Genomic DNA, 12,026 nt, shown 5'->3' with positions numbered 1-12,026 from the left:
ACTGATTCAACGACCTCGACAGCGGCGAAGCCCTGAACATCTGATCGAAGCGGGACTTGACGCGGGGGCATGTCACGCAACGCCTCCGATAGGCGAGGCTCGGCTGTCGACGCCCCGGCGATGCGGTAATCGGGGATCGTCGATGGGGCAGCAGATTGGCAGCACGAGGTCGCCAGTAACCGCCCGGTGGCAGCAGACTTTTGACCTCTTCCTGTTTGGAGAAGCGCGTCGTGACCGTCAGTGTCTGGATCGGGCTCCAGGTGTTCGAGGCGATGAAGTCGCTCCCCACTGAGCGGACTGAGTTGCCCGTCGCTCACCGCACAGGCACAAGGCGCGGTGGCGGTCGGCGGCTCATCGCTTTTTCTTGACGAGGTCGGCAATGTTGCGGCCCTGCAATGGGTCGACGGTCACCCGGACGACCCGCATCGGTGACGACTTGGTTTCCGGCTTGATGAACACGTGCTCCACAGTGCCGTTACGAGCGAGGCCGTGCTCGTGAAGGTCCTTCAGCAGATAGGCGAGCATCTGCAGATTGGCCTGATCGATGATGAACACTTCAAGCCTAGCCACGGTGTGCGTCTTCACTTCGTGGAGGCTCCCGTCGGGCCTGCGGAAGTCCGCTCCCTCGCCCGGGCCCGCCGAGCCGATCGCCTCGTGATAGGTGACGCCGGCTTCCCGGGCGGCCACCTCTCGGCCCTCGACCCGCACCGACGCGCGGTACGCGTCGCTCGCGGCCTTCGCAGCAGCCCACTCCTTCGGGTTGCCCCGCTCGGTGACGTTCTCGATCCGCGACGCGATGTTCTCCAGGTCCACCTTCGTGTCGCGCAGCTTGCGGGCCATTGCCTCGTACTCGCGCAGCGGGCGCTCCTTCCCCGCCGGGCTGGTCGCGCGGGGGGCCGGCCGGCCGCTACGCGCAACCGGCTGGCGGTCGCCGACGGCGTGCGGCGACGACGTGTCCCTCTGGCTGTGCGGATTGTGGTTGGCCTCCAATAGGCGTGCGTCGGATGGCAGGGGATGGTCGCTGGTGCCCGGCCGAATTGGGCCTGCCGCGTCCGCCGGCCGGTACTGGTCGCTGTTGCGGACGATCCCGCCCCGGCCGGTGCTTTCCGGCGGCTCGGCTCGCATCGACCTGGTGGCCCCTGGCAGGCCGGTTTGCACCGGCCGTCCCGCCGCAGGGACGTCCCGGCCTCCGACCGGTTCGGCGGCGTGGCGCACGATCCCGGGCGGTTCGGTGTGGGTCGTGGCAGCCGCATCCCGCTGCGCGCGTTGCTCGTACATATGCGGCACCATGGCGCCTGCCATCTCGAAGACCAGGTTCGAGACCTTGCCGATGGCGACGGCCTGGTCGTGGCTCAAGCCCAAGAGGCGCGCCGCACCGTACACGATCGGCGCCTCCGCCGCGCCGCTGAGCTGCCTCATCCGTTCGTACTGCGCGTAGTTGCTTTCCCGCACGATGTCGCCGTCTCCGGCGTATACCAATGGATCCGTTGCCGTGTCCTCCGGACGCCGGCCGGTGGTGTCGTGCAGGTAGCGACCCATGCTGGAGATGTCCGCGGTGGACAACCCGCGCGCGGTGAGCGACTTTTCCTCGAACGCGATCCGTTCGGTCAGCCGGTCGAGGTCGCGCTGCGATATGTACTCACCCGGCAGGCGGCCCAGCGCCTTGTGGATAAGCGTGTCAACCTCCTTGGACGGCGGCAGGTACCGCTCCGCCGGTACCTTTCCCACGTGGGCGAAGTCTCGCACCAGCGCGGCGCCCGACGGGGTTCCGCCCAGCTGGTCGTACAGCTGCGGATTCGCCCGGAGGACATCGCGGAACTTTTCGATCGTTGCTGGGTTGATCCCCTTGTCCTCCAGCGCCGCCTGCAGCCGGTAGACGGGCGACTGCGACAGGGCCCCCCGCATCTCGGTGGGCACGACGGGGTCGGTGTGGCGGCTCCCGTCGTAGGCACTGTCCCATGCCTCCCGCTGCGCCTGCGACGCCGCGTCGGTCCGTCTCGCCGCGGCCTCTGACGGAGCCTGCTGCTTATCTGCGGTGCATTGTGTCTCGTTCATCGGGTGGGCTTGTCCCGTTCCTTCCGGTCGTGGACCGGCGGGAGCGCACCCGACCGGTGAAGGTCGTGCAGGCGTTGCCACATCTCGGAAGGCCGCGACGGCTTCGGGGTCTCCCGGCCTGGTGTCTGCTCGGATCGCTGAGCATTGTCGGGCATGGAGTGCTGCCGGTCGCGCCCGCCTTCCCGCGATGGCAGGCCGCCCGGCACGCCGGGTTTGTGTTCGGCTGTGCCGGGGTTGCGCTCGGGCGGGCCGGGTTTTCGTTCGGGTGCGCGGAGCTTGTGTTCCGCTGGGCCAGGTTTGTGCTCGGCTGCGCCGGGTTTGTGCTCGGGTCGGGGGGTCTTGTCCTGGTTCGGCCGGTGCTGCTCCTGTCCGCCGGGTCGAATGTGCGGTCCCTTGTCGTGCAGCCACGGATCCCTCCGGAAGGCCCCGTAGCTCGGTGGGTGGTCCTTCTTCTGGTCCTTCTCCTTCGCCCGCTCGTGTCGGTCGTCGGTATGCACATCGAGAGGAGGACCCGCCGGCTGACGCGCCTGGACTTTGTCCGCGACGCGGCCGGATCCCGAGTCGGAGGAGCGGCCGGCGGTGCCGCTTGTTGAGCGAGGATCACGGTCGGGGCGCGAGGCGACTCCTGGCGGCTTTCCCTGGTCCACCCTGTGCGAACCGGGCAGCACTCGCGGCTCAGGGCCGTGTATGGCGAAGTTGAGCATTGGGCGCCCGGCCGATTGATTCGGGTGAGCCCGGTCGGCCTCGCGCGGCTTCGACTGCTGCTCCCTGGGCTGCCCGCTGCGACGGCTGGCGTCGTAGCTGTCGTTCCAGGCACCCCGGGCCGCTGCCCGCTGGTCCGGCGGTGGCCCGGCCGGGCGCTTGTCGGGTGCATCGGCAGTGTTGGCGCGGACCTCGTTCACCCTACTCCTCCGCCTGTGGGTTGCCGTGCCGGTCTTGACCGTGCCGGCTCTCGTCGTACTTTTCAGTCCAGTGGTGACTCAGCGGCGGCTCGAGCCCAATCAGCGTTCCCTGTCTGTGCCGCTCCGCCTCGGCCTTGTTCTTCAGCTCCACCACGTTGTCCTTCGGGGGTCCCGGTCGTTCGAGCTGGTTCACGCGACACCTTCGTCTTCCTTCAAAAGCACGTCGGCCGGCAGCAGGTGGATCCGCGCCCAGCCACCGGCCGGGAACGGCGCGAGCGCGTCGGCGAGGTGAGCCCCGAAGCGGTCGTCCCCGGCCGGGACGCCGATCGCCGCTTCGAGCGCGGATGGCCGGCGGGTGCCGAAGGCGACCGCGTCGCGAGCCTGCGGATCGTCGAGGTCGACGTTGCGCCAACGCTCCACCAGGGCCAGCTGCTGGTCGATGGTTTCGCCCGGGAGCGGGCGACCGTACTGCCGCTCCCACCCGGCGGTGTCCGGGTGCGGGCCGCCGTCAGGGTCGCTGGCGAGCAGCGCGTCGCGGACCTTCTCCCACCTGTACGTCTCCGCGAGGTAGCCCAGGTCGTCGCTGGCGCAGACCTCGGCCGGTGCGGCCCCGGTCAGCGCCGTGCGAAGGACAGCGCAGCAGTGCGTGGCCAGGTCGAGCGGGGACACGTCGGCCTGGAGCAGGGCGGAGCGCACCGCCACGGCGCCGTCGATCGCGTGCGAGATTGCACAGTCCAGCACCCGTGCGGGCACTGCGATCGCGGACAAGGCGCGGAGATGATCCGCGGTGACGGCGGGCGTGTCGTAGCCTGCCAGGTGGGCGAGGACCGTCAGCTCGGCCCAGACCATCAGCCACGGCTGCGCGGTGAGCAGGTGCTGGGCGGTTCGGATTTGGCGCAGGGTGCAGGCGTTGGCGGCGCAGTCGGTCCCGCAGGTGGGGCTGCGCCGACCGATGAGGGCGGCGATCGGCGCTGGTCCGGCTCCGGCCACGTCACTGCCGGTCGGCAGGGAAGGGCCTCGCGGCACGCGTACCAGGACCGGATGGTCCATGCCGTCGGTGAAGACGGCGCCTTCGCCTGGCTTGAGCGTGACCAGGTAGCGGGACTGGAACTTGTCCACGTTCATGGTGGCGCCGACGCTTTCCCGGTCGTCCTGCGCCGGTAGCCGGTGCACGATCTTCGCGGCAGTGTTCTTGATGACGTCTGGTGTCAGCTTGGCCGGGATCTGCTCAGCCACGATCAGCCCTTCGCCGTAGGCGCGCACCTCGGCCAGCAGCGAGGCGAACATCTCCACCGCCTGGGCCGCCGGCCCGTTCGAGCCCGGCTCAGAGCGGCGGAGCAGCCGGTGTGCCTCCTCGATCACCGTCAGGTGCTCCAGGCCCTGCTCGCTGGCGGCGGCCGGGCCGGCTTTGCGCGCGGCGACCCGTAGCTGCTCGGACAGTCGCATCAGGACCGCACCCATCAGGAACGCCTTGTCCGCGTCGTCGCCGACGTCCTCGATTTCCAGGACCACGTTGCGCCGGCGCAGCTCACCGAAGTCGATGGGGTGTCCGCCTTCGAAGAACCGGCCGGTGGTGCCCAGCCGAAGGCTGCCCAGACGGACCGAGATGAAGCCGTGCACGTTGTCCGCGATCTCCTGGCCGTAGCCGATCTCGTCAACGACGATGGACGCGACCCGCTGCAGGTCGGCCAGGGTCGGGTAGCGCGGCCGGTGTCCGGGCCGGATCGGCTGCCCGATGCTCAGATCCCAGCCCAGTTCCTCGTAGCAACGGGTCAGTGCCGCCGACAGAATCTGCGGGAACGGCTCCTGCGCCTCGAACGCCGCCAGGAACAAGGCGCGGAGCAGGTCCGCGTGGGTCTGCAGGGCGAACCCCGGGGCCGGCTCCAGTGGGTTGAGGCCGGCCGGCGGTTGGTCAGGATCGCCGGGCCGGATCACCACCACGCCACTGCCCAGCGCCGCGACTGGTGTGGCCAGTTGCGCGTACTCGGCCTTGGCCGGTTCGACCGCGAGCCACGACAGTCCTGTCCTCGTCGCCTCGACCAGCAGGTGCCGGATGGTGTGTGACTTGCCGGCGCCGGTCGCGCCGCAGACGAAGGTATGGCGGTTCAGCGTGCTGCGGCCGAGCACCAGCTCACCCGCCTCGACGTAACCCTGATCCAGTACCGAACCGAGATTGAGCCCGGCGGCGGCGGTGGTCTCCGGTGTGACGTCGAAGCGGTGCGGTTCCGCCACCCGCAGGCCGGGCAGCTCGTGCTCGGGCGGGCGGGTCAGCGCGGCCAGAAGTTCGGTGCCGGCCACGAAGGGTGCGTGGCTGTCGTACCCGTCGTGCGCCTCGGCTGTGAGGGCCGTGGCGAGACTGGTTGGGGCGCCGGACGGGGCCAGGGTGTATGGCAGGCCGTCCAGGTCGCTCGCCGCGCAGAGGATCGCTGCCGTGGCCGCGGCGTCGCCCGGCGAACCGCCGCCTGCCAGCACGCGTACCCGCCAGGCACTGCCCGCCTGGGCCCGGCTGAGCTCGCGGTACCGGGCCTGCTTGCGCTCTAGCGCGATCCGGTTGGCCTCGCCTACCTCGGCCCGCGACAGAGGAAGGATCTCGTTGACCAGCCGGTCCAGTTCCGGCTTCAGGTCCTGCGGCCTCAGCGGTTCGGCGATGAGAAGCCACGCGTACGGGACCTCCAGGTGCGCCGCGTACCGGTAGAACGAAGCTCGGCGGCCCGGATTCGGCTGCGGTTTGGCGGGGTTCGGCAGCCACAGCACGTCTGCCCGCCCGGCACACTTGACCCAGTGCGGAAACTGGTCCAGTAGCTTGGCCACATGGTGAGCCGCCACATCATGGCCGAGCGCCCCGGGCGGGTAGAGCACTGGCCGCAGGCCGTCCATGCCCGTCGAATCGGTCGGCTCACCCGCGGGCGGGAAGAACGGCCGGCCACCTAGCAGGACGTGCAGACGGCGGTCCCACGGTGCCCGAATCCATGCGGCAAGCAGCATCGGCCCGGACCGGCCGGTGGCCAGCAGCCCGGCATGCGAGCCGATCAGGGACGCGGCGAGCATGCCCGCCCGGTCCTGCTCCTGCCTGCGCCGGTCCGGGTCTCCCTCGTCCTCCGCCTTGGGCACCTGAGCCAGTTCCAGGAAGCGAAAGTCCTGCCAGTTATGCATCGTCAGGAGCCCTCGATCGGCGTGGACGCGACCCGGTCTAGCAGGCAGATGCCCGGGTTGGCATCAGCCATGACCACTCGGCGACCGGCGCTGGAGTTGTCGACCAGGATGAACGCCGTCTCCGGCATACCCATGATCTCCCGTGGTTCGACCTCGAACTCGTACACTCGTTGCGATCCGGTCGTCGTACCGACGGTGTCGCCGGTCTGCCAGGTGCGGCTCGCACTCCAGGTGTGCCCACGGTTGTCCGATAGGCCGGTTGGCCGGCCGGCCAGGCCGGACCGCCACTGCTTGCGGCTGCCGCTCTGTCCGGTGCTGGCACCGAAGTTGTCGTTGCCGCCGTCGCTGAACGACTTGCTCACCTGCCGGGTCACCTGGTTGACCACGAATTTGTGGCCCCGGCCGATGAACTCCGCGGCGACCGCCGCGTCGCGATGGTTGTACATCTTCATCAGGCAGACCGCGCCGCCGGTGCCGGCGGCCTTCTCCAGGTCGTCCTGTGGCTGGTCGATCATCAAGATCAGCCGAACGCCGGCTATCCGGGCGTGGTCGGACAGGATCCGCAACAGCTTGCCACCGAGATGGTCCGCGCCGGCCACCGCTAGGACCCCGGACAGCGGGCCGCGCTGCTGCATGGCAATCTGGGCCAGCTGAACGAGCATCCGATCGAGGAGCTCCTTGTGGTCATCCCGGTCGCCGGGCGTGGCAATGACCGACACCGGGTCGTCCGTCCACAGCGGAAGGCCGCCGGAGGGGCGACCGTAACGGGCGAGGACGTCCAGCTGGTTGGCGAGGAACCCGAGGTGCCGGGTGGCCCATTCGGTCCGGTCGAGGTCGGCGACCTGGCCGGCGAGGCGGGTCACCTCGTCGGTGGTCAGCACGCCGTCGCCGCTGCTCTGGCGCAGCACCCCGACCGCCCCGGCGAGCCGGGCGAACGTCAGCGGCGGGTCGAGGGATCGCACCACCCGGGTCAAGACGTCAGAGGCCAGGGCGCGTTCCTGGCGCTGGTCGCCTCCGGCGGGGCTGGACGGGCGGCCGAGCAACGCAACCGCCAGGCACTCGGGTAATTCGCGCCGGGGTACCCCGGCCAGTAGGTCCAGATCGCTGCCCTCGTCGGACAGCGCTGTCCAGCGGGTACGCCGGCCACTGGCCGCGGCGACAGCTACCAGGCCTCCTGCGACGTCCTGTCCGGTCAGGTCGAGTACGGTCACCTGCTGGCCTGTGGTCAGCACCGATGTCCCGAACGTGACCAGGAGGCTGGCCCAGCCGTGCCGCCAGATGTCGCCGCCTAGCACGTCGATGCGGATCGGTTGGCTGACTGGGCGAACTGGATACCACCGCGGACCGCTCGCGCCGGAGGCCGCTGCCCGCTCGGCTTCCTGCGCTGCGGCGGCATGCCGGCGTACGGCCTCGTCCCATTCTCGCAACGCCGCGTCGTGCCGTTGCCGCTCCTGGGTACGCATGGTCAGGTACGGCCGCTCGAAGTCCCTGATGTTGCGGTTGGCGTGGTTGAGCGCGGCCAATGAGCGGACCACCCCGAGCGCGAGGAGCCCGGCAGCCACCAGGACCACAAGGCTATACACCCGGCCGGCCGAGGAACCGAACCCGGCGACCTGTTCCTCGATGGCGAAGCGGTAAGTGGTAAAGGCTCCGACGAGTACCACGGTGAACGCCAACCGCCAGGTCAACCTGGTGACCGCCCGCGTCCGGGTCGCCCGCAGCGCCCCGGTGTCCGGGTGCGGCGGCTCGACCCACTGCGGACGGGGCGGAGGCAGTTCGACGTGCGTCGCCGCGCGGGCCGCTAGGGGTGCAGCTTGCCAGCCCCATCGCGCGGGCAGGTCGAACAGGCGTGGCGCCAGTTGCCGAGGCCAGTCGAGGGCATTAGCGGACGGGCTCGGCTGCGCGCTGCCGGTCGCCGGGCCAGGCCCCCCTGCCCGGTCCGAGGCGGTGAACCCGCCGCCCGGGGAGGCCCGAGAATGGTCGGCGAAGCCGCCTGCGACCCCGGCGGCGCCGCGGGACTCCCGGTACCGCTTGGCGGCGGCCTTCCCGGCAGCGTTCGCAGCCGCCCTGTCCCCGCCCCTGGCCAACGCCGCGAGCGCGGCATCCGTGGCCGCCTCCACCTCCGCCTTGTCACCGCTGAGGAGGATGTCGGCGAAGTGCTGGCGCCAGCTCATTCGGTCGGTTCCGTTCACGATCATGATCTCCGTACAGCTCGTGGTCGTAAGCGCGAAGGAGGCGAATACACGCCGGGCAGATACAACGAACGGCGGCGTGGTGCCTACGACAGAAGGGTGGGCGCCGGCACGGTCCAGGCATGGTCGACTGGATTGACGTATCTGCCGAGTTGGTGCGACCGCCTATATCCCGAACCAACGCATGCCCGATCGTGGAGGTAGCTCATATCACGCCTACACCGCAACAACATCGCGCTCGTAACGGCCTGGGTCACCGCGACCAGCCATGCCAAAGCGCAGTGGGCCCCTTGGCGTTGCCGGCACGGAAACGTTTGCCGGCCGCCTTTTCCGCGGCGTTCGCCGCTGCAAAATCAGCGCCGATAGCGGCCACCGCCGCTTCGGTGGCGGTGTCGACCTCGCCGGGCCACCACTGACCGGAACGTCGGCGACGTGACGCCGCCAGCTTTCCCGGTCGGTCCCGGCCGTCATGCCAGCCTCCGGAAAGGCGCGCTGTGCGTGCTCATCGCCAGTGTTCGAAGATGGCATAGCCGGCGTACAGGATGCCCGCGAGGAATGCGAGCTTGACCAGTGTCGCCACGGCACGGTATCCGATACCGTGCGACGAGGTGCGCTGGCGTGGCTGCCACGTCATGCGCTGGAACGACTGCCGCTGCATGTCGTGCGTCCGCTGCGCGTTGCGCCCGGCCAGGTCGGACATCCGCTGGCTGGTCTGCTGTGCCTGCTGGCTGAGCCGCTGGCTGGTTCGCTGTGCCTGCTGGCTGGCCTGCTGTGCCTGCTGGTTGGTCTGCCACGGTTGCACGGCGGGGCTCCTTGAGATGAGAGGGATCAGCCGAGCGGAGACTCGCTCACGCATACGCCACTATCGGCTGCGCCCGTGGCGTCTCACAAGGCGTCGGTCCGGTCAGCGGACCGGGAAGTTCCGGGTGACCTGGGCAGCGGCGCGGTGGACCAGGTCGGGCAGCCCCGCCGGCACGGACCGGCCGACCTTTATGACGCTGATCGATGCGGGAATCGCATCAATCCCCAACGATATTGGGGTGGCCACGCAACAGATCCCAGGCACCACGTCCTGATGGTCCACCACCACCGGGGAGTCCCCGCGAACCAAGGCGCGCAACCGGCGCCACTGTGGCGCGGACAACGCATCCGGCCGATCGCGGTTGGGCAGTGCGGCCAGCAGCGTCTGACCTGCGGCGGTACAGCTGGCAAGGTCAGCGTCCACCGGTGCCCGTGGCAGTTCCCCCACCGAGCCCCGGGCACCGGCGACAACGGCCAGTCTGTCGCCGTGTAGTACGGTGACTGCCACGGCGCAGCCGGACAGCGTCGCCAAGGCCCGTACCGGTGCCAGCGCGGCCTGCCGCAAGGCCGGGTCCGGCCGCCAGGACTCGGCCAATCGGGCGATCACCTGCCCGATCAGATACCGCTGTCCACAGCGTTGGACCGCACCCGCCGCGACAAGCTGCTCCAACAGCCGGTAGGTGGTGGCTTTCGCCAGCCCCGACCGTCGGCTCACCTCCGACAACCCGGCGCCGTCAGGGACCGCCGACAACGCATCCAGTACCCGAAACGCCCCGGCAAGTACGCCACGGCCTGGGACCGGCCCAGCCTGCTCCGTCACTCCCATGCGAACCCGCCCTCGACGGCCCACGCTGAGAACGCCCGGCCTCTGTCTCCTTTTTCGGGAGACACGCTATCGACCAGCCGTGTGGCGAAATCATAGCCATCCACCTGAGTCCGCGGGTGTCAGATTTCGAACTGCAACGGGGTAGCTGTTGCCCCCGGCGCCGTCCCAGCCATCAACAGTCATCCCCCGAAGCAGAATCCAGGGCCCTGATGGTCCTCCTACGGCTCCGTTGCGTTGAGCGTTGGCGTGATCGAGGCAGGCTTGGGCTGTGAAGTGGTCGAGTCGTCCGCGCCCGTGGCTGCCGCCGAGGTCGGCGTTCGCCGGGTTCTGGTTCCCCACCGAGGTGATCGTGGTCGCGGTCGGCTGGTATCTGCGGTTCAATCTGTCCTACCGAGATGTTGAGGAGCTACTGGTCGAGCGCCGCGTCGAGGCCGACCACATCAGCGTCTACCGGTGGGTGCGGCGATTCACGCTGCTGCTGGCCGACGCCGCACGGTTCTGCCGTCATACACCAGGCGATAGGTGGCACGTCGACGAAACCTACGTCAAAGTCGACGGAGTCTGGCGGTAGGTGTACCGGGCGGTTGATCAGTACGGGTAGGTCATCGACGTGCTGGGCTCGGCCCGCCGCGACGTTGACGGGGCGTGAAGGTTTCTCCGCTGGGCGTGATCGACGTTGAGGGTGACACCCAGCGAGGTGGTCACCGACGCCGCGCCTGTCTATCTGGGCCGTCCTTGACGAGAGCTCCGAACGCTGGCATCGCATACGAAGTGCTGGGCTGCCGCGAGCTAACCCGCGTCGCGAAAAGGATGCTCGGAACGTTCGCAGCCAGTGGCGGCCGATGGCGCGTCGACGTCTACGCCGGCCGCGCCCTGAGGCGAGCGCGGCCGGTCGACACTAGTTACGGCAGGATGGTGTGGAGCAGGGTGGTCACCGCGATGGCGGCAGTGCCAGCCTGAATCGGTCCCGCGTACCTGTGCCCCAGGTACGCGGTGAACCCGGCCGCGAGCAGGATCACGGCCCAGCGGATTGGCAGCTTCGGTGGGTCCTCATGACCCGACTGCACATTCGACTTTCCAGCACGTGGGTTGGTCAACGGCAACTCCTTCTCAGCGGCTAGAGCAACTGCCAGCAGTGCAAACAGTGCTAGCAGCCGATCCCCGAAGTTCTTCGACCATGGCGTGATAAATTCCGAAGATCATCCGGTCCTTTCCGGAACACACGTCCGGTCAGGCCTTCGCTGTAGACGAGTGGCTTGTCGGCTTCGGCGGATTCCAGAATCTTGAACGAACTCCTGCCAGACCCGGGGCAGGTATCTCCGGCTCGCATGATGCCAACTCGAGGTGCAGACGCCGCTGACCCCACCGCGGATGGTTCCTGCGCAGCTCGCAGATCGCTGCCTCCACCTCGGGACTGACCTGAGCCGGATGGGCGTGGGGTCGATGCGACCGGTCAACCAACCCGTCCCAACCTTCGTCGCGATACCGACGCACCCAGCGATGCACTGCCTGCCGTGACACCCCGAACCGCTCGGCGACCTCAGTCACCGGCACCCCGGCCTGGACCTTCAACACGGCCCGATAACGCTGTTCAGTCACGGTCAACTCCACCAGCATTCGGCGGAGTGTCACGCAGGTCCTGAGACCGGACAACTGTCCGGTCTCAGGACCTGCGTGACAGTGACTGTGTGCTCGTCAGAGTGTGGTCAGGTCGTACCGACCCGTGATACGTACCGGACGCATCGGTGGCATCAGCCAATTCGTCGAAATCAGATTCGCGATGCTCAAGTTGACGGGTTCTGCACCTGTCGTCGAACTGGGCGGCGGAGCGAGATTGGGCGGGTTCGAACTCGGGCCGCCGCTCCACTTGGCCGCCATGCTGGGCGAGGATCTCGACAGCGTATCCAGCGTCGAAATCCTTTCCGGCGCAGACATCCCGATACCGGACGGTCCGGGATACGTCTGCGGCGGTGATGGAGCCCTACGGCTCCGAAGGCTCCTTCGCTCGGCTGGACAGGTCGAGACCTGGTGTGGATCGCGGCGCTGACCGACTCCAGTCCGTTACCTTTCAGTGCACTCTAGTGAGCACACGATCGG

General features: G+C 68.8%; 7 protein-coding genes and 2 pseudogenes. 1 reads left to right on the top strand and 8 read right to left on the bottom strand.

Annotated features, from left to right (window positions below; translation table 11 throughout):
• Positions 1-351: 351 nt before the first annotated feature.
• The 6 genes from Raf01_RS46350 to Raf01_RS46325 all read right to left on the bottom strand — a co-directional run bounded on the left by Raf01_RS46350 (position 352) and on the right by Raf01_RS46325 (position 9,929).
• Positions 352-2,055, bottom strand: a complete 1,704-nt coding sequence (locus tag Raf01_RS46350; RefSeq protein WP_203924563.1) for a hypothetical protein — start codon at positions 2,053-2,055, stop codon at positions 352-354.
• 903 nt (positions 2,056-2,958) lie between these two features.
• The gene (locus Raf01_RS46345; RefSeq protein ID WP_203924562.1) at positions 2,959-3,150 is read right to left on the bottom strand and encodes a hypothetical protein; all 192 of its coding nucleotides are present in this window, start codon (positions 3,148-3,150) and stop codon (positions 2,959-2,961) included.
• Complete coding sequence (locus tag Raf01_RS46340; protein ID WP_203924561.1) at positions 3,147-6,110, bottom strand: ATP-binding protein; 2,964 nt, start codon at positions 6,108-6,110, stop codon at positions 3,147-3,149. The genes Raf01_RS46345 and Raf01_RS46340 overlap by 4 nt, the downstream gene beginning before the upstream one ends.
• 2 nt (positions 6,111-6,112) lie before the next feature.
• A complete protein-coding gene (locus tag Raf01_RS46335) occupies positions 6,113-8,302 on the bottom strand; it encodes a hypothetical protein (protein ID WP_203924560.1) in 2,190 nt (729 codons plus the stop codon).
• A gap of 502 nt (positions 8,303-8,804) precedes the next feature.
• Entirely contained in the window at positions 8,805-9,104 is a 300-nt protein-coding gene (locus tag Raf01_RS46330; protein WP_203924559.1) for a hypothetical protein, read from the bottom strand.
• A gap of 102 nt (positions 9,105-9,206) precedes the next feature.
• Positions 9,207-9,929: an IclR family transcriptional regulator gene (locus tag Raf01_RS46325; RefSeq protein ID WP_203924558.1), complete on the bottom strand. Its 723-nt coding sequence runs from the start codon at positions 9,927-9,929 to the stop codon at positions 9,207-9,209.
• A gap of 298 nt (positions 9,930-10,227) precedes the next feature.
• Between Raf01_RS46325 and Raf01_RS46320 the strand changes: the two are divergent.
• Positions 10,228-10,527: pseudogene (locus Raf01_RS46320) on the top strand (DDE-type integrase/transposase/recombinase); the annotation flags it as partial.
• Positions 10,528-10,831: 304 nt separating this feature from the next.
• Here the strand turns inward: Raf01_RS46320 and Raf01_RS46315 are convergent.
• Both Raf01_RS46315 and Raf01_RS46310 read right to left on the bottom strand, forming a co-directional pair.
• A complete protein-coding gene (locus Raf01_RS46315) occupies positions 10,832-11,026 on the bottom strand; it encodes a hypothetical protein (protein ID WP_203924557.1) in 195 nt (64 codons plus the stop codon).
• A 184-nt stretch (positions 11,027-11,210) separates the two neighbouring features.
• Positions 11,211-11,534: pseudogene (locus Raf01_RS46310) on the bottom strand (helix-turn-helix domain-containing protein); the annotation flags it as partial.
• Between the last annotated feature and the right edge of the window lie 492 nt (positions 11,535-12,026).

Source organism: Rugosimonospora africana (assembly GCF_016862975.1).
Classification (GTDB): Bacteria; Actinomycetota; Actinomycetes; order Mycobacteriales; family Micromonosporaceae; genus Rugosimonospora; species Rugosimonospora africana.
Note: the sequence above shows the minus strand (reverse complement) of the source record. Positions and strands in the feature narration are given on the sequence as shown.

Bases quoted from the DNA above. Each gene is read 5' to 3' on its own strand.
- Raf01_RS46350 (WP_203924563.1), bottom strand. From the start codon at position 2,055: ATGAACGAGACACAATGCACCGCAGATAAGCAGCAGGCTCCGTCAGAG.
- Raf01_RS46340 (WP_203924561.1), bottom strand. From the start codon at position 6,110: ATGCATAACTGGCAGGACTTTCGCTTCCTGGAACTGGCTCAGGTGCCC.
- Raf01_RS46325 (WP_203924558.1), bottom strand. From the start codon at position 9,929: ATGGGAGTGACGGAGCAGGCTGGGCCGGTCCCAGGCCGTGGCGTACTT.